The organism is Cellulosimicrobium sp. SJTW-1 (assembly GCF_047716875.1).
Lineage (GTDB): Bacteria > Actinomycetota > Actinomycetes > Actinomycetales > Cellulomonadaceae > Cellulosimicrobium > Cellulosimicrobium funkei.
Genome location: NZ_CP136680.1, coordinates 3,356,727 through 3,381,203, shown reverse-complemented (window position 1 = coordinate 3,381,203; position 24,477 = coordinate 3,356,727). Strand labels below are relative to the sequence as shown.

Here is a 24,477-nt window from a genome sequence, read left to right as displayed (position 1 = left end):
CTAGCGGACGTGCGGGACGTCTCGGACGCCTGGCCGTGACGGGCGTCTCCGCCCGCAGACCTTTTCTTACCCAAGGTAATGAGTTAGGGTAACTATCATGCCTGCTGCGGACCTCACTGCTCCTACCCGGAACCAGTACCGGCCCGCGACGCTCGGCGGCGACCTGCGGGTCGCACTCACCCGGATCTCCCGGCGGCTGCGTGCCCAGCGCGGCGAGGCGGACCTCCCCGAGGGGCGGTTCGGCGTCCTCACCGTGCTGCACAAGCACGGCGCCATGTCGCCCAGCGAGCTCGCGGAGCACGAGCGCGTCCGGCCGCCGTCGATGACCCGCGCCGTCAACGCCCTCGTCGAGATGGGTCTCGTCGAGAAGGGGGAGCACGCGAGCGACCGCCGTCAGGTCGTCGTGCGCCTCACGGACGCCGGCGTGCGCGAGGTCAAGGAGACGCGGCGCCGCCGGGACGCGTGGCTCACGCAGCAGCTGTCCTCCCTCACCCCTGACGAAAGAGAGACCTTGGCCCGCGCCAGTGAGCTGTTGACCCGGATCGCCGCCCGATGAGCACCACGTTCTCCTCCCTCCAGTACTACAACTACCGCGTCTGGTTCGGCGCCGCGCTCGTCGCGAACGTCGGCACCTGGATGCAGCGCGTCGCTCAGGACTGGCTCGTCCTCAGCGACCTCACCGACAGCTCCGGCGTCGCCGTCGGCGTCGTCACCGCGCTGCAGTTCGCGCCCGTGCTCGCCCTGTCCGCGTGGGCGGGCCTGCTCGCCGACCGGCTCCCGCGCCGTCGGCTCCTCATGGCCACCCAGGGCGCGATGGGGCTGCTCGCGCTCGGCCTCGGCGCGCTCGTGCTGTCCGGGAACGTCGAGCTGTGGCACGTCTACGTGTTCGCCGGCCTGCTCGGCGTCGTCTCGGCGTTCGACAACCCCGTGCGCCAGACGTTCGTCGCCGAGATGGTGCCCGCCGACAAGCTCTCCAACGCCGTCGGGCTCAACAGCGCGTCGTTCAACGCGGCGCGCCTCGTCGGGCCGGGCGTCGCGGGCCTGCTCATCGCGGCCGTCGGCTCCGGCTGGCTGTTCATCATCAACGGCGTGACGTTCGGGGCGACGATCCTCGCGCTGCTGTACATGCGCACGCGCGAGCTCCACGTGCTGCCGAGCGCCCCGCGAGAAAAGGGTCAGATCCGCGAGGGCATCCGGTACGTGCGCGGACGGACGGACATCATCGTCATCATGGTCGTCGTCGGCGTCGTGTCGACGTTCGGGCTCAACTTCCAGCTCACGTCCGCGATGATGGCGAAGGTCGAGTTCGGCATGGGTCCGGGGGAGTACGGGATCCTCGGGTCCATCCTCGCGATCGGGTCGCTCACCGGGGCCCTGCTCGCCGCGCGCCGGGAGCGCCCGCGCGTCCGGCTCGTCATCGGGTCCGCCTTCGGGTTCGCCGTCGCCACGGGGGTCATGGCGCTCATGCCCACGTACGCGAGCTTCGCCGTCGCGTGCATCCCCGTGGGGCTCGCGTCGCTCACCATGATGACCGCGGCCAACTCGACCATCCAGATGTCCGTGGACCCCGTCATGCGCGGCCGCGTCATGTCGCTCTACATGATCGTGTTCCTCGGTGCGACGCCCGTCGGCTCCCCGCTCGTCGGCTGGATCGCCGAGGCGTGGGGCCCGCGCTGGGCGATCGGCGTCGGGTCGATCACCGCCGCGCTCGTCGCGGTGGGCGCCGCCGTCTGGGCCGTGCGCAACTGGCACCTCGAGGTCCGGTACCGCGTCCTGCAGCGCCCGCACCTCGTGGTGCGCTACCTCGACGCCGGGACCCCGACCGACCGTTCCGCCCGCGCCGAGGCGCGGCGCCGGATCGAGGCCGAGGACGCGCAGGAGGCCGCCCGGGCGGCCTGACGCCGCCCCTCCCGCCGAGCCACGAGGCCGGTGCCGCCCTGGTCTCCCGGGCGGCACCGGCCTCGTGCTGGGCGCGGACCTCGGTCGCGCTCGTCAGCCGAGGTGGTCGACGACGTGGTCCACGCACGCGGTGAGGGCGCGGACGTCGTCGGGCTCGATCGCCGGGAACATGGCGACACGCAGCTGGTTGCGGCCGAGCTTGCGGTACGGGAAGACGTCGAGCACGCCGTTCTCGCGCAGCGCGGCGACGACTGCCGTCGCGTCGATCGCGTCGTCCAGGTCGATCGTGCCGACGACCGTCGACCGCTCCGCCGGGTTCGCGACGAAGGGCGTCGCCCACTCGCGCGAGTCCGCCCACCCGTAGAGGTGCGCGGCCGACTCGGCGGACCGGGCGGCGGCCCACTCCAGACCCCCGTTGCCCAGGAGCCACTCCACCTGCTCCGCGAGCATGACGAGCGTCGCGATCGCGGGCGTGTTGAGCGTCTGGTCCTGGCGCGAGTTCGCCGCCGCCGTGCGCAGCGACAGCGACTCCGGGACCCAGCGCGTGCCGCTGCTCTCGACCTCGTCCGCGCGCGCGAGCGCGTCGGGCGAGCACAGCGCGAGCCACAGGCCGCCGTCCGACCCGAAGACCTTCTGCGGTGCGAAGTAGTAGACGTCGGTCTCCGCGACGTCCACGGGGATCGCGCCCGCGCCGGACGTGGCGTCCACGAGCGTGAGCGCGCCGCGCTCGCGCGAGCCGGGGACGCGGCGCACGGGTGCCATCGCGCCGGTCGAGGTCTCGTTGTGCGGCCACGCGTGCACGTCGACGTCGTCGGCGGGCTCCGGGAGCGCGACGGTCCCCGCAGGGGCCGAGATCACCTGGGACGGCTCGAGGAACGGCGCGGCGGTGGTCGCGGCGGCGAACTTCGCGCCGAACTCGCCGAACGCCGCGTGCTGCGCCCTCGAGCGGACGAGGCACGCCGTCGCGACGTCCCAGAACGTCGTGGAGCCGCCGTTGCCCAGCACGACCTCGTAGCCGTCGGGCAGCGCGAACAGCGTGGCCAGGCCCTCGCGCGTGCGGCGCACGAGCGACCGGACGGGCGCCTGCCGGTGGGACGTCCCCAGCAGGGAGGTACCGGCGTCGGACAGCGCCCGGACCTGCGCGGCGCGGACCTTGGACGGCCCGGACCCGAAGCGGCCGTCGGCCGGCAGGAGGTCCGAGGGGATCGTGATCGAGGTGTTCGCGAGATCGGGCACGGCGTCACCCTACGCGCGCGCGGCGCGCCCCGGGAGCCTCGTCCACAGGCCGTGCGTCACCGCACGGCCCGCGCCGGGGGCCCGCGGGGAGGCGCGGGCCACCAGGCACCACGGGTGCCCCTGGACGACACCCCGGTCGGGTCACGGGCTCGCCATAGACTGACCCCCAGCGGCCCGCCGGTGCGGGCAGGCGCCCCGTGGAGCGACGACCGGGCGCCCCGAGCCGACGAGCGACTGGGAGCGTGACGTGACCGATCTGATCGATACCACCGAGATGTATCTGAAGACGATCTACGAGCTCGTGGAGGAGGGCATCGTCCCTCTGCGCGCGCGCATCGCGGAGCGCCTCGGCCACTCGGGGCCCACGGTGTCGCAGACGGTCGCGCGCATGGAGCGCGACGGGCTCGTCGTCGTCACGGGGGACCGCCACCTCGAGCTCACGCCCGCGGGCCACGAGAAGGCGACGCGCGTCATGCGCAAGCACCGGCTCGCCGAGCGGCTCCTCACAGACGTCATCAAGCTCGACTGGGAGTACGTGCACACCGAGGCGTGCCGCTGGGAGCACGTGATGAGCGAGCTCGTCGAGGAGCGGCTCCTCGGGCTGCTCGACCACCCGCACTTCGACCCGTACGGCAACCCCATCCCGGGCCTGCCGGAGCTCGGGGAGCAGCTCGAGGAGGTCGACTTCCTCGACGGCGTCGTGTCGCTCCCCGTCCACCTCGCCCAGCACGGTCTCGGCGGCGGCGAGGTGCGCGTCGTGCTCCAGCGGATCGCCGAGCCGGTCCAGGTCGACGTCGAGCTCCTCGCGCGGTTCGCCCAGGCCGGGGTGCTGCCGCGCCGCACGCTCGTGGTGCGCCCGGCGCCGGCCGGCGGGGTCACCGTGCAGGGAGAGGGTGCGCCGGTCGTCCTCGACCTGCCCGACGACGTCGCGCGCCACCTCTTCGTCGCCCGCGGATAGCCGCCCGTTCACCGGGGGAAACGCTGTGACCTGCGGCGATGCGTGGAGCCGCGTTCCGTCGTAATGGGAACGTGACTTTTGCCGAGGGGTCCTGTACGGTCGTCCTGCTCCGTCGGGATACCCATCTGGCGGAGACCTCGCGCGGAACGCCTAACCCTGTCACCGCGAGAGGCCCACGACGACCCGATGACAGGGACGGGGGACCCACTTCCGGGTGCTGGAGACAGCGCCCTTGGGGTGAAGCCCGACGGACTCCGGTCCGCCGGGCCGGGTGACTCTTCCACCCGAACCCGACAGCTGACCTCGCAGGCGTCCAGGAGAGGCAACAGTGACCGTGAGCACGACTCGCGCCCGCCACCGCGCGGCGCGGCGTCCCGTGACGCCACTCAGCACCATCGCCCAGGCCGCATCGGACCAGATGTCGAGCGTCGGTCGTCGTACCGCCGTCGTCGCCGCGTCCTCCGGCCTCATCGTCTCGATGATCGGCGCCGCCGCCCCCGCGACGGCCGCCCCGGTCGACAACGAGTCCGGCAAGCTCAACGCCGTCGACCTCAGCGCCCTCACCGCGCAGGCCCGCCAGGCCCTCGAGGCCGCCCCGGCCGTGACCGTCGCGGCCGACGCGGCGTTCACCATCGAGGAGGCCCCGGTCACCGTGACCCCGGCCCCCGAGCCGGAGCCGGAGCCCGAGCCCGAGCCCGTCCGCACCACGCAGACGAGCCGCACGCAGGAGCGCCAGTCCACGCAGTCGTCGTCGTCCGACGAGTCGCAGGCTCCGGCCCAGCAGGAGGCGTCCGTCGGCGCCCCCGCGTCGGCGCACGGCTCGTCGATCGTCTCGATCGCGGCCCGCTATGTGGGCGTCCCGTACGTCTACGGCGGCACCACCCCCGACGGCTTCGACTGCTCGGGCTTCACCAGCTACGTCTACGCGCAGGTCGGCATCAACCTGCCGCGCACGTCGGGCGCCCAGGGTTCGGTCGGCACCAAGGTGTCGCGCGACCAGGCGCAGCCGGGCGACCTCATCTGGACGCCGGGCCACATCGCCATCTACGCGGGCGACAACATGATGATCGACGCCCCGCGTCCCGGGAAGTCGGTCCAGTTCCGCCAGATCTGGCAGTCGAACCCCACCTTCATCCGCGTGGCCTGATCGCTCACCCGATCAGGACCCCCGCGGTCACTGGCTGGACGAACCCCGTCCGCTCGCACTCTGCGCGAGCGGGCGGGGTTCGTGGCATTCTTGACGTGTTCGTGACTCGTGGCAGACGGACGGCCGGGCCTGGTCTCGGCTAGGTTGGTCGTCCGATGGCACCGGGCCGTCGAGAGGAGAGTCGCTCATGACCCGCACGGAATCCGTCCTCGTCGGTGTCGACGGCTCGGCGCCGAGCCTCCACGCCCTGGACTGGGCCGCGGCGTACGCGCTGCGCGTGGGGTGGCCCCTCCACATCGTGTGCACCTACTCGTTGCCGTCGTTCACGGCGGCGTCGCTCGACGGCGGCTACGCGGCCCTCGACGACTCGGCCATCCAGGAGGGCGCGCGCGCCGTCCTGGAAGAGGCTCGCGCCCGCGCCGAGGGCGCCGGGGTCCGGACGACGGCGACCGTCACGACCGGCGACGCCGCGGGGGTCCTCGTCGAGATGTCGCGCGAGCACGCGCTCGTCGTCGTCGGCACGCGGGGGCGCGGCGGCTTCACCGAGCGGCTGCTCGGCACCGTCTCCTCGGCGCTGCCCGCGCACGCGCACTGCCCGACGGTCGTCGTGCCGTACCGCGCGGGCGGGAAGGACGACGAGGGCGGCGCGCAGGAGCTGCCGCCGGTGCGGGACCTGCGCCGGATCGTCGTCGGGGTGGACGGGTCGCCGTCCGCGGAGATCGCGCTGCGGCACGCGATCCGTCAGGCCCGCGCCTGGGACGCCGAGCTCGTCGCGGTGGCCGGCGTGCCCGTCGGTGCCGGTGCGGGCCTCCTCGCGTGGCTGCCGGCGTCGATCGACCACGAGCAGGTGCTGGCCGACGTCACCGAGGGGCTGAACGTCATCATCGACCGCCACGAGGCGGAGCACCCCGGGCTCACGATCAAGCGCATCGTGCTCGACGGCACGGGTGCCGAGCTCCTCACGGAGTTCTCCACGGCGTCCGACCTCATCGTCGTGGGCTCGCGCGGGCGGGGCGGGTTCCGCGGCCTGCTGCTCGGCTCCACGAGCCAGGCCGTGCTGCACCACTCCGCGTGCCCCGTCATGGTCGTGACCAAGAAGTGCGAGGACGACGAGCCGGCGGCCCAGGAGGGCTGAGCCGCCGGCCCGCCGGGGCACCACGGCGCGTGGTGCCCGGGCGGGCGGTCAGCTCCGGTTGCGGTACAGCCGCATGGTGATCGGAGCGAGGATGGCGGTGAGCACGACGGACGCCACGAGGACCCACACGATCCCCTCCGTCGCGGGCTCGCCCGCCATGAGCCCGCGCACCGCGGTGACGAGGTGCGTGACCGGGTTGACGTCGACGAAGCGCTGCAGCACGACGGGCATCGTCGACGGGTCGACGAAGATGTTCGACGCGAACGTGAGCGGCATGAGCACGAGCATCGACGTGCCCATGACGGCGTTGGGGGAGCGCAGCACGAGCCCGAGCGCCGTGAACACCCAGCTGAGCGCGAACGCGAACACCAGCAGCAGCACGATCCCCAGGACCACGCCGACGACGCCGCCCGGCGGGCGGAAGCCCAGCACGAGGCCGAGCGCGAGGGTCACGACCGAGGCGATCGTGTAGCGCACGGTGTCGCCGAGCAGCGCGCCGACGATCGGCGCGGGCCGCCACACGGGCAGCGACCGGAACCGGTCGAACACGCCCTTGCTGATGTCCGTGTTCATCGTGTAGCCCGTGTAGATCGTCGTGAAGAGCACGGCCTGCACGAGGATGCCGGGCAGCAGGAACTGCAGGTAGCTCTGCACGTCGCCGGCGAGCGCGCCGCCGAACAGGTACGTGAACATCAGCGTGAAGATGATCGGCGAGACCGTGACGTCGAACAGCTGCTCTGGCACGTGCTTGATCTTGAGCAGCGCGCGCCACGTGTACGTCAGGGTCGCCGAGACGGGCGACGGCCGGTCCGGTCGCCGGTCGAGCGCGACCGCCGCGCGCAGCGCGTTCGCCTCCGGGGCGCGCAGCTCCGCGGCGGTGGTCGTGGGGTCCGCGGCCATCAGGCCACCTCCTCGATCGTCTCGTCGTCGTCCATGGGCTGACCGGTGAGCGCGAGGAAGACCTCGTCGAGGCTCGGCTGCCCCAGCGTGAACTCGGGCACCACGATCCCCTCGTCGCCGAGGGCGGGCAGGATCCGCGCGACGTCCGCCGCGCCGTCGTCGGGCACGCGCGCGGTGAAGGCGTACGGGTCGTTCGCGAGCGTGATGTCCGTGCCGAGCAGCGCGCCCACGACCTCCGCGGCCCGGCCCCGCTGCGTCGCGTCGGCGAGGCGCAGGTGGACCGCGCCCTCGCCCACCGACCGCTTGAGCTCGGTCGCGGTGCCCTCCGCGATGACCTTGCCGTGGTCGATCACGGCGATGCGGTCGGCGAGCTGGTCCGCCTCCTCCAGGTACTGGGTCGTGAGCAGCACGGTCGCGCCGTCGGCGACGAGCACGCGCACGATGTCCCACACCTGGTTGCGGCTGCGCGGGTCGAGCCCGGTGGTCGGCTCGTCGAGGAAGATGACGCGCGGGCTCATGACGAGGCTCGCCGCGAGGTCGATGCGCCGCCGCATGCCGCCCGAGTACGTCTTCACCTGGCGGTCGCCCGCGTCCCCGAGCCCGAACGCGTCGAGCAGCTCCGCCGAGCGACCGCGTGCCGTACCGCCGAGGAACCCGTACAGCCGCGCGAGCATGACGAGGTTCTCCGTGCCCGTGAGGTCCTCGTCCACCGACGCGTACTGCCCGGTGAGCCCGACGACGGAACGCACCTTGTCGGCGTCGTGCACGACGTCGTGGCCGAGGACGCGCGCCGTGCCCGCGTCGGGGCGCAGGAGCGTCGCGAGCATGCGGACGGCGGTCGTCTTGCCCGCGCCGTTCGGCCCGAGGACGCCGAACACGGTGCCCTCGGGGATGAGGAGGTCGATGCCGTCGACCGCCTTGGTCACCGACTTCCCGGTCGTGAAGTGCTTGACGAGGCCGCGCGCCTCGACGGCGAGGTCGCCGCGTGCAGGTTCGGTCATGTCCCCTCCTGGCCGTTTCCGACGGGCCGCCCGGAGCGTCCGGGCCACCCACGCACCCACCGACCGCCCGGGCCGGCAGAACTCATCGGTCGTGCACCCTCCCTCATCGTGCGCCGGACGAGGGGAAGCTGACCAGCGCGATGCGCCAGGAGCGAAGAGATGCGCCGGAACGAGGTAGAGCCCCCGGCCGCGAGGGAGAACCCGGGGGGCTCTACGTCGCGACCGGAGGCTCTACCTCGCGGGTCCGGGGCCGTCTACCGAGCGGCGTGCTCCGCGGCCGCGAGGAGGACGCACGTCGCGACGCCGTCCATCGCGACGCGGACCTCCTCGATCGGGGGGAGGGTCGGGGCGAGGCGGAGGACCTTGTCCTCCGGGTCCTTGCCGTAGGGGAACGGGGCGCCCGCGGGCGTGAGCGCGATGCCGGCGGCCTTCGCGAGCTCGACGACGCGCGACGCGGTGCCCGGCACGACCTCGAGGCTGACGAAGTAGCCGCCCTTCGGCTCGGTCCACGACGCCACGCCCGTGCCGCCGAGGCGGTCGGCGAGGATGCTCGTCACGGCGTCGAACTTGGGGGCGATGATGTCGCGGTGCTTGCGCATGTGGGCCCGCACGCCGTCGGCGTCGCCGAAGAACAACGCGTGCCGGAGCTGGTTGACCTTGTCCGGGCCGATGGACTGGGCGGACAGGTGCTTCTTGTACCAGGCGACGTTCGCGGGGGACGACGCGAGGAACGCGACGCCCGCGCCGGCGAACGTGATCTTCGACGTCGAGGCGTAGAGGATCACGCGGTCCGGGTGGCCGGCCTCGGCGGCGAGCGCGATCGCGTCGGCGCTGCGGACCTCGTCGTCGGTGAGGTGGTGCAGGGCGTACGCGTTGTCCCAGAGGATGCGGAAGTCGGGGGCGGCGGCGGGCACGGACACGAGCGCCCGCGCGACCTCCTCCGTGACGACCGAGCCGTCGGGGTTCGCGTACGTCGGCACGACCCACATGCCCTTGATCGTCGGGTCGTCGGCGACGAGCGCGGCGACGGCCGCGGCGTCGGGGCCGTCCGCCGTCATGGGGACGGTGACCATCTCGATGCCGAGCGCCTCGCACACCGAGAAGTGGCGGTCGTAGCCGGGCACGGGGCAGATCCAGCGGACCTTCTCCTCGCGGCCCCACGGGCGCTCGGACCCGGGGACGCCGAAGAGCGTCGCGTACACGAGCGTGTCGTACATGAGCGTGAGGCTCGCGTTGCCGCCCGCGAGGAGCTGCTCGACGGGCACGCCGAGCAGCTCGGCGAAGATGCGCCGGAGCTGGGGCAGCCCCTCGAGGCCGCCGTAGTTGCGCACGTCCGTGCCGTCGGCGTCCGTGTGCACGCCCTCGCCCGGGAGCGCGAGCAGGGCCTCGGAGAGGTCGAGCTGCTCGGCCGAGGGCTTGCCCCGCGTGAGGTCGAGCTTCAGCCCCAGCGCCTGCAGGTCGGCGTACGCGCGACGCAGGTCGTCGAGGGACGACGCGAGGGTGGTGGTACCGGGTGCGGTGGGCTCGGGCGTGGTCACCCTCCGGACTCTACCGACCCCGTGCCAGGTCCGTCAGGGCGTCCTCCAGGGCGGACAGCCCGGTCTCGAGGTCCTCGGCCGCGATGGTGAGCGGGGGAGCGAGGCGGATGGTCGAGCCGTGCGTGTCCTTGGCGAGGACGCCGCGCGCGAGCAGCGCCTCGCAGAGGTCGCGGCCCGTCCCGCGCGCCGGGTCGAGGTCGAGGCCCGCCCACAGGCCGAGGCCGCGGACGCCGTCGAGCAGGCCCCCGTCGACGAGCCCGGCGAGCCGGTCCTGGAACCCGGCGCCGAGCTCGCGCGCGCGTCGCTGCGGCTCGCCCGTGCGCAGCAGCTCGACGACCGCGAGCCCGACCGCGCACGCGAGCGGGTTGCCGCCGAACGTGCTGCCGTGCGTCCCGGGCGTGAGCACCTCGAGCACGTCGCGCCGCCCGACGACGGCCGAGACCGGCACGATCCCGCCGCCGAGCGCCTTGCCGAGGGTCACGAGGTCGGGCCGCACGCCCCACGTCTCGGTCGCGAGCGTCGCCCCGGCGCGCCCGAGGCCGGACTGGATCTCGTCGGCCACGAGGAGCACGTCCCGCGCGGTCGTGATCGCGCGCAGGCGCGGCCAGTAGTCGTCGGGCGGCACGACGACGCCGGACTCGCCCTGCACCGGCTCCAGGAGCACCGCGACGGTCGTGTCGTCGATCGCGGCGGCGACCGCGTCGGCGTCGCCGTACGGCACGAGCCGGAACCCCGGCGTGTACGGGTCGAACCCGCGCCGGGCGTCGGGGTCGTCGGAGAACGACACGATCGTCGTCGTGCGGCCGTGGAAGTTCCCGGAGCCGACGACGACCGTCGCCTCGCCCGGGGGCACGCCCTTGACGTCGTAGCCCCACTTGCGCGCCGTCTTGATCGCGGTCTCGACGGCCTCCGCGCCCGTGTTCATCGGGAGCACGAGGGAGTCCTCCCCGCCCGTGGTGAGCGGACCGACGAGCGCGGCGAGCGCCTCGGCGAACGGGTGCAGGAGGTCGTGGTCGAACGCGCGCGACGTGAGCGTGACGCGACCGAGCTGGCGCGTGGCGGCGTCGACGAGCGCGGGGTGCCGGTGCCCGAAGTTGAGCGCCGAGTACCCCGCGAGGAGGTCGAGGTAGCGGCGACCGGTCACGTCGGTGACCCACGACCCCTCGGCGCTCGCGACCGTCACGGGCAGCGGGTGGTAGTTGTTCGCGAGCGCGCCGCCGCCGCTGCCGTCGGCCGACCGGCCGCTGTCGAGCGGGTCGCTGGGGCTGCTTGCGCCCGTGCCGCCGTCCGACGCGCGGACCTCCTGGGCGGTCACGACGCGCTCCCGGCCGGCGCCGCGGCGTGGACGGCGGGCTCGCGGATCTCGAGCGTGCAGCACTTCGCCCCGCCGCCGCCGCGCAGGAGCTCCGACGTGTCCACCGCGACCGTCTCGTAGCCGCGCTCGCGCAGCGCCGCGGCGAGCCGGCCCGCACGCGGCGAGTGCACGACGTGCGTCCCGTCGCTCACGGCGTTGAGGCCGAGCACGGCGGCGTCCTCCTCGGTCGCGAGGAGCGCGTCGGGGTAGCGCTCGCGCAGCACCTCCTGCGCGGCGGGGGAGAACGCGGCGGGCAGGTAGACGACGTCGACGGCCGGCGGGCCGGTGAGCGCGGGGTGGGCGGCGTCGTCGAGGTGCGCGCCGTCGTCGGCCCCCGGGGTGCCGGCGGTGCCCTCGTTGCCGCGCAGCACGGTGAGCGCCGTGTCCAGGTGGTAGAACCGCGGGTCCACGAGCTCGAGCGTCACGACCTCCCGGCCCCACAGGGCCGCGGCCTCGGCGTGCGCGGCGCGCTCGGTGCGGAAGCCGGTGCCGGCGAGCACGACGTCGCCGGCCAGCAGCAGGTCGCCCTCGCCCTCGTTGACGTGCTCCGCGAGGTGCGTGACGTACCCGTGGTCGGCGAACCACTTGAGGTAGGCGGCGCCCTCGGGCCCGCGCTCCGGGTGGGTGAAGCGCGCGGAGTAGACGAGGCCGTCGACGACGGTCGCGCCGTTGGCCGCGTAGACCATGTCCGGCAGGCCGGGGACGGGGTCGATCGTCTCGACGGTGTGGCCGAGGTCGCGGAAGGTGTCGCGCAGGCGTTCCCACTGCGCGACCGCGAGCGCGGTGTCGACCGGTGTGCGCCGGTCCATCCAGGGGTTGATCTCGTAGCTGACGGTGAAGTACGTAGGCCGGCACATCAGGTAGTGCCGGGGCTGGCCTGGGCGCATCGCCGCCTCCTCGCGGGAGCCGGGCCGCCGGGGTGGTGCGGCCCGGGTGGGTGCCGGACGGGGGATGCGCCCGGTGCTGCTGGTGGCTGCCGGTTGGCTGCTGGAAGTCAGCGTACGTCCGGGAGGTGTGCGCGTCCTGGGACGGCACGCAAGCAGCAAGGGTGTTGACAGCGATATTCTATCGATATATCGTTACCGTATCGCTGAGCCCGAGACGCGGCTCGCGACGACCGCGCGGCCGGCCCGCCACGCTCCGCGGACCACCCGGAGCCCTCGAGCATCCACGGACAGGAGACACCTCTCATGCACCACGCACACCAGCACCGGGGCAGGACCCCGGAGAACGTCCAGAACATGTCCCAGCCGTTCGGCGAGCGACCCGGGCCGCGCCCGGACCGCCGTCGTCGCGACGGCTTCCCGCCCGTGCCCGACGACGCGGGCTGGTTCCGCGGCGACGGCCCCCGTGGCCGCGGCGGAGCCCGCCGCGGTGGCGGACGCGGGTTCGGCGGACCGGCCGACGGCGGCCGGGGCTTCGGCCCCGGCGGTCCGGCCGACGACCGTCGCGGGTTCGGCCCGGGAGGCCCCGGGTTCGGCCCGGGCGGGCCCGGCTTCGGCCCCGGTCACGGCGGTCGCCGGCACGGGGGCCGCGGTCGCGGCCCCGGGCGCGCCGGCCGCGGCGACGTCCGCGCCGCCGTCCTGCTGCTCCTCGCCGAGCAGCCCATGCACGGGTACCAGGTCATCCAGGAGATCGCGGAGCGCAGCGAGGGCCAGTGGCGCCCGAGCCCCGGCGCGGTCTACCCGGCCCTGAACCTGCTCCAGGACGAGGGGCTCGTCGAGCTCTCGGCCGACGGCGGGCGCCGCCTCGCGACGCTCACCGAGGCGGGCACCGCGTACGTCGCGGAGCACGCCGACGAGCTGGGCGACCCGTTCGCCGACGCCGCCGGTCGCGGCGGCCGCCCGCGGCGCGAGCTGCGCGCAGGCGTCGAGGCCGTGGCGGCGGCGGTCCACCAGGTCGCCCGCACCGGCACCGACGAGCAGACGACGGCCGCTGCGGAGCTCCTGGAGCGCACGCGTCGCGAGCTCTACCTGATCCTCGCGGGCCCGGCCGTGCCCGGCACCTCGCCCGGCGCTGCGCCGGGTGCCACGACGACCGCCGCGGGCGACCGTGCGCCGTCGGGCAGCCCGACGGAGGACACCTCGGTGGAGGACGCCCCGGTGGAGGACGGGCCGACGGCCTGAACCCACCACCCCGGACCCGGGGTCGCGCGGTACCGACGCTGGTCGGTCCCGTGGGGCCCCGGTCCGTCGCGTGCGCGGGGCGCGGCCCGGCAGCCAGGCCGCTCGCGGCTACCGGCGGGCGCGCAGGCGCGCGTCGAGGCGGCGCAGCGAGACGTGCATCATGACGCGCAGCGCGACCCCGACGAGGGGCGCCGTGATCCCGCGGGGGACGGGACCGGCGAGGTACGCCTCCTCCCACCACACGACCCGGCAGCGGCCCGTGCCGAGCGGCACGACCTCGAAGCCCGCGTCGCCGAGCAGCGCCGGGCCCAGCTTGCGGATCCGCGTGCTGCCCGGGCGGCCCGCCGCCACGGACGGGCGGTCGAGCGACTCGACGACCATGCGGTCCGGGAATCCGCGGCCCGTGCGCCGGACGAGCGGGCCGCTCACCATGGTGAACCGGTCGCCCACCTCGGGGCCCCGGCCCGCCGGGGTCGTCATCACGGTGAGGGGGATGAACCGCGGGTGGGTCCGCGGGTCCGCGACCCACGCGAACGCGACGGACGCGTCGACGTCGAGTTCGCGCGCGACGGCGACGCGCCGCACGCCCCGGGTCGTCACTCGGCGTCGCGGGCGGGGGAGCGGTCGCGCCGTCCCCGCCCCGGCAGCAGCCGACGACGGCGGCGCGGCTCCGCGTCCTCGGGGACGGGGACGAGCCGCGGCGGTGCGTCCTGCACGGGCGACTCCACGACCTCGAGGAGCCGGCCGAACACCGACGGCGGCGGCCCGAACGCGCGCCGCGACTGGGCGATCACGCCGTGCCCGAGCGCCCGCGCCCCCGCCACGCCCACGACGGCGCCGACGCCGAACGGCACGAGCCGGCCGAGCGCGAGGCCGGACTGCTTCGCGAGCTGGGTGCGCAGGAACCGGTTGCCGAGCGCCTTGTTGACCTTGACGAGCGTCCCGGCGGGCATGCTCGTCAGGAGCACCTTGCCCCACGCGAGGCCCGACCCCTGGGTCGCGCGCTCGACGTCGCGCGCGCCCTTCTCGCCGAGCACCGTGGCGAGCAGGAGCGCCCGACGGCGGCCCACGTCGTCCACCGCGATCCCGTGCACGTCCGCGACCGCGAGCGCGAAGGCCGCCGAGGACGCGAAGAACGTCGCGACGTCGCTCGACGTCAGCGCGATCCCCACGCCCGTCCCGACCGCCGGGAAGGCGGCCGCCGCGCCGACGGCGCCGCCCGCCGTCTGGATGACGAGCAGGTACTCGCGCTCGAGGATCCGGACGATCTGCGCGGGGCTCGCCTCGGGGTTGCGACGGCGCACCGAGTCGACGTGCGCCCGGATGACGTGCGACGGGATGGTCACGGCCTTGTCGAGCGCGGCGTCGAGCAGCGGGGTCGGCCGGTAGGCGGACCACTCGACCGCGTCCTGCGTCGACAGGTCCCTGCGCCCGGCGTCCCGGGGCGGGGTCCCGTACTCGGGCGCGCCGCCGCGCGGCACGGGGCTTCTCGAGGGGTCCTGCTGGTGCGCCATGGCGCCTCCCGTCATCCCGTGGTCAGGCCTGGGTCTCGACCTCGCGGCCGGCACCCTCCGGCTGGAACAGGTACTCGACCTCGGCACCGGCCTTGACCGTCCGTCCTACCGTGCACGCCTTGTCGATCGCTCGCGCGGCGACAGTGACGAGACGGTCGCGCGCGTCGTCGTCGAGCGACGTGAGGTCGATGTCGTACGTGCCCGTGATCTTCGGGTAGCGCTCCTCCTCGAGGAGCTTGTCGCCCTGGACGTGGATCGTCACGGCGTAGTCGTCGCCGAGGCGGCGGGCGAACGTGCGGTCCGTGCTCATGCCCGCGCACGCGGCGAGGGCGATCTTCAGCAGCTCGCCGGGCGTGAACACCGCACCCTCGCTCGCCGGGCCGATCGAGACCTCGGCGCCGCGCGCCGACCGGCCCGTGTACGTGCGGGTGCCCGTGCGCTCGACCCACAGCGCGTCGGCCGGGGCGGGCGACGGCGCGGGGACGTCGTGCGCGGCCTCGTCGGCGGCGTTCAGGGAGCTCTCGGCAGGCTGCGTCGTCATGCGTGAATCCTCGCACTCGTCGGGTCGCGGCGTCGGGGCGTCCGCCCTCCGGGGAACGTGCGGCGGGCGCGCGCGATTCCCGCGCGCGCGTGCCTGTCACACCGGGGACGGTCGTCCGGTCGTGAGGGTGGTGCGCGGCACCCGCCGCGCCGGAGAGAGGAGACATCATGAGAGTCGTCGTCGTCGGAGGCACCGGGCTGATCGGGAGCCAGGTCGTGCAGGACGTGCGCGACGCCGGGCACGAGGTGGTCGTCGCCGCGCCCAGCACCGGCGTGGACACGTTGTCCGGCGCGGGTGTCGACGAGGCGCTCGCGGGTGCGGACGTAGTCGTCGACGTGTCGAACTCGCCGTCGTTCGCGGACGACGACGTGCTGCGCTTCTTCACAACGTCCACGCGCACGCTCCTCGACGCGGAGGCCCGCGCCGGGATCGGGCACCACGTCGTCCTGTCGATCGTCGGCACGGACCGGACCGACGCCGGCTACCTGCGGGCCAAGGTCGCCCAGGAGCGGCTCGTGCGTGCTTCCGGGCACGGGTGGTCGGTCGTGCGCGCGACGCAGTTCTTCGAGTTCGCGCGCTCCATCGCGGACGGCGCGACCGTCGACGGCGTGGTGCACATCCCGCCCGTCGCGTTCCAGCCCGTCGCCTCGGCGGACGTCGCGCGCACCGTGGCCGACGTCGCGACGGGTGTGCCGCTCGCGGACGTCGTCGAGCTCGCGGGGCCGGAGCGGTTCCGCTTCGACGAGTTCGTCCGCGAGGCGCTCGCGGCGCAGGGCGACGACCGGGAGGTGGTCGCGGACCCGGAGGCGACCTACTTCGGGGCGCAGCTCGTCGAGGACGCGCTCGTGCCCCGGGGGGAGTCCCTGCGAGGTGCCACGACCTTCGCGCAGCACGCGGAGCGCGTCGCGTGACGTCGTCGTGCGGCAGGGCCGCGCGAGCCTGGTCCGCGTCGTAGCGTGGCGGCATGAGTCTCGGCCCACGAACGCCCGAGAGCCCCGTCGTCCGGGAGGACGAGGGGGCTCTCGACGCGTTCCTGAGCGTCCGGTCCCGGCTCTTCGGCATCGCCTACCGCATGCTCGGCAGCGCGACGGAGGCGGAGGACGTCGTGCAGGAGGCGTGGGTCCGCTGGCAGGGCACGGACCGGTCCGTGGTGCGGAACCCGGCGGCGTTCCTCACGACGACGGTGACGCGGCTCGCGATCAACGCCGCGACGTCCGCCCGTGCGCGCCGCGAGACGTACGTGGGTCCGTGGCTCCCCGAGCCCGTCGACACCTCGGACGACCCCGCCCTGGGCGCGGAGCGGGCCGAGGCGCTTGAGATCGCGACCCTCGTGCTGCTCGAACGGCTCGGGCCGGTCGAGCGCGCCGTCTACGTGCTCCGCGAGGCGTTCGACTACCCGTACCGGCGCGTCGCGGAGATCCTCGACCTGACGGAGGCGAACGCCCGGCAGCTCGCGCGTCGGGCGCGGGAGCGGCTCGGCGCGCGCCCGGCGGTCCCGGTCGACCCCGGAGAGCACCGTCGGCTGCTCGACGAGTTCGTGGCCGCCGCGCACGACGGCGACCTGGCCCGCTTCGAGCGGTACCTGGCCGACGACGTGGTCGCCCGCCCTGACGGCGGCGGGAAGGTGCACGCGTCGCGCGTCGAGCTCGTCGGGCTCGCGCGGGTGTCGCTGTTCCTCGACAACGTGTGGCGCAAGTACTGGGCGGACGCCGTGGTGCACGTCGTCGAGGCGAACGGTCGCCCCGCGCTCCTCGTCGTCGTCGACGACGCGCCGTTCGCCCTGGTGTCGCTCGACGTGACGGCGCGCGGGATCGAGCACGTGTATCTCCAGGTGAACCCGGAGAAGCTCGGCGGCTACGCGGCCGCGGGCTGACGCGCGGCCGCGTACCGCGTCAGGCGACGCGAGCCGGCTCGTCGCCGTGCGTCGCCGCAGCCCGTGCCGCGGCGTCGGCGTGCCCGGCGGTGCTCGCCTCGGTGGAGCCGACGTCCGCCCGCGGCACGCCTGCGACGAACGCGGCGCGCGGACGCTGCACGGCGCTGAGCGAGACGACGTCGCGTCCGAAGACCGCCGCGGTCAGCCAGACCGCCAGGACCCGGACCTTCCGCTCCCAGGTGGGGATCGCGAGCACGTGGTACCCGCGGTGCGCGAGCCAGGCGAGCGCCCCGCGCACGACGAGCCCGCGGTACTCGAACAGGCCCGTCCCGATCCCGAGCGTCGCCACGACACCGAGGCTGCCGTGCCGGTAGGGGTGGGTCCGGCGCCCACGTCGGACGGCGACCAGGTTGCGCGCGAGGCGTCGCCCCTGCCGCACGGCGTGCTGCGCGTTGGGCACGGTGAGCGCACCCGGTCGGGCGGTCGAGAGATCCGGCACGGCTGCCCCGTCTCCCGCGGCCCAGGCGTCCGGGACGAGCTCGTCGCCGGTGCCGACCCGGAGGTCCGCTCGCGTGACGACGTACCCCCGAGCATCCACGGGCAGGTCGGTGTGCGTCGCGACGACGGGGTTCGCGGCGTTCCCCGCCGTCCACACGAGGAGGCCCGAGGCGAACTCCTCCCCGGTCGAGAGCCGGACGACGCCGCCCTCGGCCGACTCGAGCCCGGCCCCCAGGTGGACGTGCGCCCCGCGGGCCTCGAGCCGGCCGACCACCCAGCGGCCGGGGCGGTCGGTGACCTCGGGCAGGATCCGTGGGCTCCGCTCGACGAGGTGGAACTGCACCTCGGGCGCCGCGATCTCGGGGTAGAGGTGCAGGAGGTCGTGCGCGAGCGACAGGAGCTCGGCGAAGCCCTCGACCCCGGAGAACCCGCCGCCGACGAACGTCACGGTGAGCAGGCGCTCGCGCTCCGGACCCCGCGGCAGGCTCGCGGCACGGTCGAACGACGTGAGCAGGCGGTCTCGGACGGCGACGGCCTCCTCGACGTGCTTGAGGCCGATCGCGTGCTCTGCGACGCCCGGGACGGGGAAGACTCGCGTCACCGCGCCTGCGGTGACGACCACGGTGCCGTACGGCAGCCGGTACGCCGGACCGGACCGGGGCTGCACGACGACCGCGCGGTCCGCGTGGTCGATGCGCGTGACCGTGCCGTCGACGAGGCGCGTCCGGCGCAGGTGGCGTCGGTGCGAGACCGCTGCGTGGCGTGCCTCGACCGAGCCCGCGACCACCTCGGGCAGGAACGGCTGATAGGTCATGTACGGGCGGGGGTCGACCAGGACGAGCTCGACCTCGCCGCGCCGCAGCTCGCGCCGCAGGTCCTTCTCGAGCTCCCGGGCCACGGTGAACCCGGCGTAGCCCCCGCCGACGACGACGATCCGTTCCATCACGAGCCTCCTGGTGCTTGTGGGCGCCTCTCCGACGTCCCTACCCCTCCGACCGATCCGGACGTCGTCGCGTGACATGACGTGCGTCACGCCGGCCGCGAGGCCGCGAGGTCGCGGACCGTCGACGTGGGGACTGGCCGGCCGCGGTGTTTGACCCACCCCGTGGCGACGACCGACACTGGCGACCGTGGCCCCCGACGCACCCTCCTCGACCCTTGCCGTGGCGACCGAGGGCGAGCGTGCGCCGTCGGGCAGCGCGCCCGGGCCCGTGCCCACCCCGTACGAGGACCTCCTGCGCGACGTCCTCGCGCACGGCACGCCCAAGGGCGACCGCACGGGGACCGGCACGCGCAGCGTGTTCGGCCGCCAGCTCCGGTTCGACCTCGCGCAGGGCTTCCCGCTCGTCACGACCAAGCGCGTGCACCTCAAGTCCGTCGCGTACGAGCTGCTGTGGTTCCTGCGCGGCGACTCGAACGTGCGCTGGCTGCAGGAGCGCGGCGTGCGCATCTGGGACGAGTGGGCCGACGCCGACGGCGAGCTCGGACCCGTCTACGGCGTGCAGTGGCGCTCGTGGCCGACGCCGGACGGCCGCCACGTCGACCAGGTCGCGCAGGTGATCGAGCAGATCAAGGCGAACCCCGACTCGCGGCGGCACATCGTCTCCGCGTGGAACGTCGGGGAGATCGAGAACATGGCGCTGCCGCCGTGCCACGCGTTCTTCCAGTTCTACGTGGCCGACGGGAAGCTGTCGTGCCAGCTCTACCAGCGCTCGGCAGACCTGTTCCTCGGCGTGCCGTTCAACATCGCGTCGTACGCGCTGCTCGTCCACATGGTCGCCGCGCAGACCGGCCTCGAGGTCGGCGACTTCGTCTGGACCGGCGGTGACGTGCACATCTACGACAACCACGTCGAGCAGGTGCGCGAGCAGCTCACGCGCGACCCGTACCCGTACCCGACCCTGCGCCTCGCGCCCCGCGACTCGATCGACGCTTACGAGTACGAGGACATCGAGGTCGTCGGGTACCAGCACCACCCGACGATCAAGGCGCCGATCGCGGTCTGATGCTGGGACTGATCTGGGCCCAGGCGCGCGACGCCGCCGGGCGGCCCGTCATCGGCGCGGGCGGCACCATGCCGTGGCACCTGCCCGAGGACCTCGCGCACTTCCGACGCGTCACGTCGGGCCACCCCGTGGTCATGGGCCGCCGCACGTGGGACTCGCTCCCGCCGCGGTTCCGGCCCCTGCCGGGGCGCCTCAACGTCGTCGTCACGCGCCAGGAGGCATGGGTGCCCGACGGCGGCCGCCCCGTCGGCGAGGGCGGCGCGCCCGTGCGCGTGGCCGGGTCGGTCGACGCGGCGCTCGCGGACGCTCGCGCCGCGGCCCGCGCGAGCGGCTCCGACGAGGTGTGGGTCATGGGCGGCGCCCAGCTCTACGCCGCGACCGTCGCCGACGCGGACCGGTGCGTGGTCACCGAGATCGACACCGTGGTCGAGGGTGACACGTACGCGCCCGAGATCCCCGCGGGCAGCGTGCGCGACGTCGGGGAGTGGCAGGTCTCGCAGACGGGCACGCGGTACCGCGTCGTCGTCGTGTCTCGCTGATCAGACCCGCGCGACCGCAGCGTGCGGCTCAGAGCAGGCCGGTCGGTTCGATGGGGTCGAGGCGCGGCGGCGGGACGGGGTGGGGCTCCTCGAGCGTCTCGACGTCGGCGTCCTGCGGGGCGGTGAGCCGCGCGACCGCCGCGTCCAGGTTGGCGGTGATCGCCGTGACCAGGCCGTCGGCGTCCCGCTGCTCGAGGCGGGTCACGATCTCCTCGTGGGACGCCGCCGAGTCGGCACGCACGGCGTACTCGTCGCTCACGGTGAAGCTGGCGACGCGCACCTCGACGATGAGGGTGGTCATCCACCGCAGGAGCCACGGGTTCCCTCCCGCCGCGACGAGCGCCCAGTGCAGGTTGAGGTCGGCGTCGCCGATGCGGCGAGGGTCCTGGGAGGCTCCGGCCGTGACGAGCGCGTCGTACGCGGTGCGGACGGACGTGACGTCGGTCTCGGAGGCGCGGGCGACGGCGAGCCGCGCCGCGGCGGTCTCGACGCTGGTGCGCGCGGCGTAGAGCGCGGGGATGCGGTCGCGCCCGATGGTCACGACGCTCAGGCCGCGTCCCGGCGTCGCGGTGAGCAGGCCCTCCTGGACCAGCCGCTGGGCCGCCTCGCGGAAGGGGCCGCGGCTCACGCCGAGCTGCCCGGCGATCTCGACCTCGCGGATGGGTGATCCGACGCGCAGCGCGCCGGAGTAGATCGCGTCGCGCAGCTCGCGCGCGATGAGGTCGACCGTCGAGGGTCGGGTCACCGGCGAGAGGAACGGTGCGGTGAGCGGTGCGCGCGAGGCCGGGCTCATCGGCTCTCTCCCTCCGAGGTCGTGGTCGTGCGGTCGATCGAGGTCACGATCGGGTATCACATCATCCCCTGTCGGCGACGCTCGATCGGACGAACGCGCACGTGGGCATCGATTGTAGACAATCAGACGCTCTGACCGTTCGATTGTCGAACGGTCGACAGAAGGCTAACGTGGTCGACCGTCCAACCAGCCATGACCGTCACGCCCCGGCGTCGACGGGCACGAAGGGAACCATGACTTCCACGCGAACCACCGCGCACCGGCGCCGCGCCCTGCTGGGTGCCGGCACCGTCGTCCTCCTCGCCGCCACCGCGGCCTGCACGAGCGTCGACGGGGGTGGCGCCAGCGAGCCCGGGACCGCGTCCGCGGACGGCGGCGCGCTGGAGGCGCTCCAGGACCGCGGCACCATCACCGTCGGCTTCGCCGGGGAGGCCCCCTACAGCTACGAGGAGGGCGGGGAGCTCACCGGGGCGACCGTCGCGCTCCACCGCGCGATCTTCGCCGAGCTGGGGATCGAGACGGTCGAGGGTGTGAACACCGAGTTCGGCTCCCTCATCCCGGGGCTCACCGCGAACCGGTTCGACGCCGTCAGCGCCGGGATGTCGATCCTCCCGGACCGTTGCGCGCAAGCCGCCTTCAGCGAGCCGGAGTTCATGTACACCACCGCGTTCATGACGCCCGCGGGGAACCCTGACGGCCTGACGGACATGCAGTCCGCCGCCGACGCGGGTGTCCGGCTGGCAACGATGACGGGTGCCATCGAGGGCGACTACGCCCGAGAGCTCGGCATCGAGAACCTCGAGGTCGGCTCGCCGCAGGACGGCCTCGACGCCGTCGTCGCCGGGCGCGCGGACGCCTTCGCCCTCACCGGCATCTCGCTCAACCACCTCGCGGACAGCTCCGACGCCCCGGTCGAGGTCACCGAGTCGTTCGTCGCCGAGATCGACGGCGTCCCCCAGATCGGTGCCGGCGGGACGGTCTTCCGCACGAGCGACACCGCGCTGCTCGAGGCGTACAACGAGAAGCTCGCCGAGATCGTCGCCGACGAGGACCGCTATCTGGAGATCGTGGGGGAGTTCGGCTTCACCGCGTCCGAGCGTCCCGTGGAGGGCCTCACCACGGAGAAGCTCTGCGCCGGCGACCTCGACGCCCTCGCCACCGAGCTCGCCCCGGAGCTCGGCGCGGGCTCCTGAGGGACGCCGGGTGTCCGACAACCTCAGCACGCTGCTCGACGCGCTGCCGCGGCTCGGCGAGGGCGTGCTGGTCACCCTCCAGCTCACGCTGGGCGGTGCCGCGCTCGCTCTCGTCCTGGCGCTGCTGCTCGGTCTCGGCTCGCGTGCGCACCGCCTGTGGGTCCGTGGCCCGTCACGCGTCGTCGTGGAGTTCTTCCGCGGCACGTCGCTCGTCGTCCAGCTCTTCTGGCTCTTCTACGTCCTGCCGGTCTTCGGCTTCCGCATGGAGTCCCTCGCGTGCGGCATCCTCGCGCTCGGGCTCAACTACGGCGCGTACGGAGCCGAGGTGGTCCGCGGGTCGATCAACGCCGTGCCGCGCGGGCAGTGGGAGGCGGCGGTCGCGCTCGACCTCGGTCCCGTGCACCGGCTGCGCCGCGTGATCCTGCCTCAGGCGTGGGCGCTCATGATCCCGCTGCTGACCAACCTGCTGATCCAGCTCCTCAAGGGGTCCGCGCTCGCCACCTACATCCTGCTGCACGACGTCAACTACTTCATCGAGCAGCTCCGCCGCGGCACGCAGGACACGTTCTTCTCCTACTCCGTAGGCCTGCTCGTCTACTTCGCGCTCGCCTACGCGCTGACGCTCGGCATGAACGCCCTCGAGGTCCGGGCGAAGCACCGGCTCGGCCGCGGACCGTCGCTCCGTGAGGTGCTCCGCCTCGCACCGGTCCCGGCCACGGCGAGGGGAGGTGCCGCGTGAACGACGTCTGGAGCTGGGAACGTGCCGCGCAGGCGCTCCCGCCGATCCTGGAGGGCTTTCGCATCACGCTGCTCGCGACGGTCGTCGGCACGGCGATCGCCGCGGTGCTCGGACTCCTCGTCGCGTTGGTGCGACGCTCGCCGTCGCGGTGGGTCAGCGCCCCCGTGGGCCTCGTCGTGGAGTTCGTCCGGTCGACGCCGCTGCTCGTGCAGCTCGTGTTCGTCTATCTCATGCTGCCGGGCGTCCCGGCGCTGGTGGTCGGCTGCGCGGTGCTCGGCGTGCACTACGCGACCTACATGTCGGAGGTCTACCGGGCGGGGATCGACGCCGTCCCCCGCGGCCAGTGGGAGGCCGCGAAGGCGCTCGACCTGCCGCGGTCGCGCGTGTGGCGCGCGGTCGTGCTGCCGCAGGCGATCCGCAAGACGCTGCCGGGGCTGGGGAACTACGCCGTCTCCATGTTCAAGGAGACCCCGTTCCTCTTCGCGATCAGCGTCGTGGAGATGTTCACCGCCGCGCAGCAGTTCGGGGCCCGCACGTTCGTCTACACCGAGGCGCTCACGATGGTCGGCCTGCTCTTCCTCCTGGCGAGCTACCCGACCTCGCTCCTCGTCCGCAGATTGGAGAATCGCCTTGCCTGAGACCACCGCGCCCGAGGGTGCCCGCACGCCGGTCCCTGCGACGTCCCCCGCCCAGACGGCCTCCGTCGACCCCGACGTGGTCCCCATGATCGAGTTCCGGGGGGTCGTCAAGCGCTTCGGCGACAACACCGTGCTCGACGGGCTCGACTTCCGTGTCGCGCGCGGCGACCGGGTCACGCTCATCGGGCCTTCCGGGTCCGGGAAGACGACGATCCTGCGGCTCCTCATGACCCTCGAGGAGGCGGACGGCGGGATCATCCTCGTCGACGGCGACCCGTACACGCACGAGATGCGGAACGGGAAGCGGGTCGCGATCCCCGAGAAGCGTCGGCGCCCGATCCGGCGCCGCGTCGGCATGGTCTTCCAGCAGTTCAACCTCTTCCCGAACATGACCGTGCTGGAGAACATCGTCGAGGCGCCGATGCACGTGCTCGGCCTCACCCGCGCGCAGGCGACGGTCCGTGCGGAGGAGCTGCTCGAGCAGGTCGGGCTCGCGGACAAGCGCGACGCCCGCTGCACGCAGCTGTCCGGCGGCCAGCAGCAGCGTGTCGCGATCGCGCGGGCGCTCGCGATGGACCCGGAGATCCTCCTCCTCGACGAGGTGACGTCCGCTCTCGACCCCGAGATCGTCGCCGACGTGCTCGGCGTCCTGCGCGAGGTCGCGGAGACGACGGACATCACGATGCTCATCGTCACGCACGAGATGCAGTTCGCGCGCGACGTCTCGCACCGGGTGCTCATGTTCGACCACGGTCGCATCGTCGAGGAGGCCGACCCCGAGACGATGTTCACCTCGCCGCGGCACGAGCGCACCCAGGAGTTCCTCCGCGCCGTCCTCGGGGCCTGAGC

At 73.9% G+C, this 24,477-nt stretch carries 25 protein-coding genes and 1 riboswitch; of the genes, 14 read left to right on the top strand and 11 right to left on the bottom strand.

Going from position 1 to position 24,477, the window contains the following annotated elements:
• Positions 1–97: 97 nt before the first annotated feature.
• Both RSE42_RS15185 and RSE42_RS15180 read left to right on the top strand, forming a co-directional pair.
• Positions 98–556, top strand: a complete 459-nt coding sequence (locus tag RSE42_RS15185) for a MarR family winged helix-turn-helix transcriptional regulator (RefSeq protein ID WP_021483075.1) — start codon at positions 98–100, stop codon at positions 554–556.
• Positions 553–1,899, top strand: a complete 1,347-nt coding sequence (locus tag RSE42_RS15180; RefSeq protein WP_415296919.1) for an MFS transporter — start codon at positions 553–555, stop codon at positions 1,897–1,899. The genes RSE42_RS15185 and RSE42_RS15180 overlap by 4 nt, the downstream gene beginning before the upstream one ends.
• 93 nt (positions 1,900–1,992) lie before the next feature.
• Here RSE42_RS15180 and serC read toward each other — a convergent pair whose 3' ends face one another.
• Positions 1,993–3,135 (bottom strand): phosphoserine transaminase, encoded by a 1,143-nt coding sequence (serC, locus tag RSE42_RS15175; RefSeq protein WP_249356029.1) that lies wholly within the window; start codon positions 3,133–3,135, stop codon positions 1,993–1,995.
• A 247-nt stretch (positions 3,136–3,382) separates the two neighbouring features.
• Between serC and RSE42_RS15170 the strand changes: the two genes are divergently transcribed.
• The 3 genes from RSE42_RS15170 to RSE42_RS15160 all read left to right on the top strand — a co-directional run bounded on the left by RSE42_RS15170 (position 3,383) and on the right by RSE42_RS15160 (position 6,375).
• Positions 3,383–4,093 carry a metal-dependent transcriptional regulator gene (locus RSE42_RS15170; protein ID WP_021482469.1) on the top strand — a complete coding sequence of 237 codons (711 nt, stop codon included), beginning with the start codon at positions 3,383–3,385 and terminating at the stop codon, positions 4,091–4,093.
• 137 nt (positions 4,094–4,230) lie between these two features.
• Positions 4,231–4,420, top strand: a riboswitch (cyclic di-AMP (ydaO/yuaA leader).
• Positions 4,421–4,427: 7 nt separating this feature from the next.
• Positions 4,428–5,240, top strand: a complete 813-nt coding sequence (locus RSE42_RS15165; protein WP_369824948.1) for a C40 family peptidase — start codon at positions 4,428–4,430, stop codon at positions 5,238–5,240.
• A 187-nt stretch (positions 5,241–5,427) separates the two neighbouring features.
• Positions 5,428–6,375 (top strand): universal stress protein, encoded by a 948-nt coding sequence (locus RSE42_RS15160; protein WP_076406209.1) that lies wholly within the window; start codon positions 5,428–5,430, stop codon positions 6,373–6,375.
• A 48-nt stretch (positions 6,376–6,423) separates the two neighbouring features.
• Here RSE42_RS15160 and RSE42_RS15155 read toward each other — a convergent pair whose 3' ends face one another.
• The 5 genes from RSE42_RS15155 to ddaH form a co-directional block, all read right to left on the bottom strand.
• Positions 6,424–7,275 carry an ABC transporter permease gene (locus RSE42_RS15155; RefSeq protein ID WP_051028222.1) on the bottom strand — a complete coding sequence of 284 codons (852 nt, stop codon included), beginning with the start codon at positions 7,273–7,275 and terminating at the stop codon, positions 6,424–6,426.
• The gene (locus tag RSE42_RS15150) at positions 7,275–8,276 is read right to left on the bottom strand and encodes a daunorubicin resistance protein DrrA family ABC transporter ATP-binding protein (protein ID WP_034651234.1); all 1,002 of its coding nucleotides are present in this window, start codon (positions 8,274–8,276) and stop codon (positions 7,275–7,277) included. Before RSE42_RS15150 ends, RSE42_RS15155 begins: the two co-directional genes overlap by 1 nt.
• Positions 8,277–8,530: 254 nt before the next feature.
• The gene (locus RSE42_RS15145) at positions 8,531–9,814 is read right to left on the bottom strand and encodes an aminotransferase class I/II-fold pyridoxal phosphate-dependent enzyme (RefSeq protein ID WP_114554252.1); all 1,284 of its coding nucleotides are present in this window, start codon (positions 9,812–9,814) and stop codon (positions 8,531–8,533) included.
• A gap of 10 nt (positions 9,815–9,824) precedes the next feature.
• A complete protein-coding gene (rocD, locus tag RSE42_RS15140; RefSeq protein ID WP_415296915.1) occupies positions 9,825–11,129 on the bottom strand; it encodes an ornithine--oxo-acid transaminase in 1,305 nt (434 codons plus the stop codon).
• Complete coding sequence (gene ddaH / locus RSE42_RS15135) at positions 11,126–12,055, bottom strand: dimethylargininase (RefSeq protein ID WP_034651230.1); 930 nt, start codon at positions 12,053–12,055, stop codon at positions 11,126–11,128. Before ddaH ends, rocD begins: the two co-directional genes overlap by 4 nt.
• 303 nt (positions 12,056–12,358) lie before the next feature.
• Between ddaH and RSE42_RS15130 the strand changes: the two genes are divergently transcribed.
• Positions 12,359–13,294: a PadR family transcriptional regulator gene (locus tag RSE42_RS15130; RefSeq protein WP_249356028.1), complete on the top strand. Its 936-nt coding sequence runs from the start codon at positions 12,359–12,361 to the stop codon at positions 13,292–13,294.
• 108 nt (positions 13,295–13,402) lie between these two features.
• Here RSE42_RS15130 and RSE42_RS15125 read toward each other — a convergent pair whose 3' ends face one another.
• Genes RSE42_RS15125 through RSE42_RS15115 form a run of 3 tightly spaced genes read right to left on the bottom strand, consistent with a single transcriptional unit; the run spans position 13,403 to position 15,349 of the window.
• The gene (locus RSE42_RS15125; protein WP_051028110.1) at positions 13,403–13,879 is read right to left on the bottom strand and encodes an SRPBCC family protein; all 477 of its coding nucleotides are present in this window, start codon (positions 13,877–13,879) and stop codon (positions 13,403–13,405) included.
• An 11-nt stretch (positions 13,880–13,890) separates the two neighbouring features.
• Positions 13,891–14,808: a hypothetical protein gene (locus tag RSE42_RS15120; RefSeq protein ID WP_415296912.1), complete on the bottom strand. Its 918-nt coding sequence runs from the start codon at positions 14,806–14,808 to the stop codon at positions 13,891–13,893.
• A gap of 22 nt (positions 14,809–14,830) precedes the next feature.
• A complete protein-coding gene (locus tag RSE42_RS15115) occupies positions 14,831–15,349 on the bottom strand; it encodes an OsmC family protein (protein WP_081599963.1) in 519 nt (172 codons plus the stop codon).
• A gap of 167 nt (positions 15,350–15,516) precedes the next feature.
• Between RSE42_RS15115 and RSE42_RS15110 the strand changes: the two genes are divergently transcribed.
• A complete protein-coding gene (locus RSE42_RS15110) occupies positions 15,517–16,260 on the top strand; it encodes an SDR family oxidoreductase (RefSeq protein WP_034654320.1) in 744 nt (247 codons plus the stop codon).
• Positions 16,261–16,313: 53 nt separating this feature from the next.
• On the top strand, positions 16,314–17,222 hold the full coding sequence (locus RSE42_RS15105; RefSeq protein ID WP_175008963.1) for an RNA polymerase sigma-70 factor: 909 nt from the start codon (positions 16,314–16,316) through the stop codon (positions 17,220–17,222).
• Between the two features lie 19 nt (positions 17,223–17,241).
• Here RSE42_RS15105 and RSE42_RS15100 read toward each other — a convergent pair whose 3' ends face one another.
• Entirely contained in the window at positions 17,242–18,663 is a 1,422-nt protein-coding gene (locus RSE42_RS15100; RefSeq protein ID WP_415296910.1) for an NAD(P)/FAD-dependent oxidoreductase, read from the bottom strand.
• A gap of 268 nt (positions 18,664–18,931) precedes the next feature.
• Between RSE42_RS15100 and RSE42_RS15095 the strand changes: the two genes are divergently transcribed.
• Both RSE42_RS15095 and RSE42_RS15090 read left to right on the top strand, forming a co-directional pair.
• Positions 18,932–19,726 (top strand): thymidylate synthase, encoded by a 795-nt coding sequence (locus RSE42_RS15095; RefSeq protein ID WP_085388668.1) that lies wholly within the window; start codon positions 18,932–18,934, stop codon positions 19,724–19,726.
• On the top strand, positions 19,726–20,265 hold the full coding sequence (locus RSE42_RS15090; RefSeq protein WP_415296908.1) for a dihydrofolate reductase: 540 nt from the start codon (positions 19,726–19,728) through the stop codon (positions 20,263–20,265). The genes RSE42_RS15095 and RSE42_RS15090 overlap by 1 nt, the downstream gene beginning before the upstream one ends.
• Before the next feature lie 28 nt (positions 20,266–20,293).
• On the opposite strand, the gene RSE42_RS15085 is transcribed toward RSE42_RS15090, so the two are convergent.
• A complete protein-coding gene (locus RSE42_RS15085) occupies positions 20,294–21,058 on the bottom strand; it encodes a GntR family transcriptional regulator (RefSeq protein WP_415296906.1) in 765 nt (254 codons plus the stop codon).
• 233 nt (positions 21,059–21,291) lie between these two features.
• Here RSE42_RS15085 and RSE42_RS15080 point away from each other — a divergent pair, with 233 nt between their 5' ends.
• The 4 genes from RSE42_RS15080 to ehuA all read left to right on the top strand — a co-directional run bounded on the left by RSE42_RS15080 (position 21,292) and on the right by ehuA (position 24,475).
• Positions 21,292–22,251: a transporter substrate-binding domain-containing protein gene (locus tag RSE42_RS15080; RefSeq protein ID WP_415296904.1), complete on the top strand. Its 960-nt coding sequence runs from the start codon at positions 21,292–21,294 to the stop codon at positions 22,249–22,251.
• Positions 22,252–22,261: 10 nt separating this feature from the next.
• On the top strand, positions 22,262–22,990 hold the full coding sequence (gene ehuC / locus RSE42_RS15075; protein ID WP_034654311.1) for an ectoine/hydroxyectoine ABC transporter permease subunit EhuC: 729 nt from the start codon (positions 22,262–22,264) through the stop codon (positions 22,988–22,990).
• On the top strand, positions 22,987–23,628 hold the full coding sequence (gene ehuD / locus RSE42_RS15070; protein ID WP_034654309.1) for an ectoine/hydroxyectoine ABC transporter permease subunit EhuD: 642 nt from the start codon (positions 22,987–22,989) through the stop codon (positions 23,626–23,628). Before ehuC ends, ehuD begins: the two co-directional genes overlap by 4 nt.
• An 85-nt stretch (positions 23,629–23,713) precedes the next feature.
• A complete protein-coding gene (gene ehuA, locus RSE42_RS15065) occupies positions 23,714–24,475 on the top strand; it encodes an ectoine/hydroxyectoine ABC transporter ATP-binding protein EhuA (protein WP_034654335.1) in 762 nt (253 codons plus the stop codon).
• Positions 24,476–24,477: the final 2 nt, after the last annotated feature.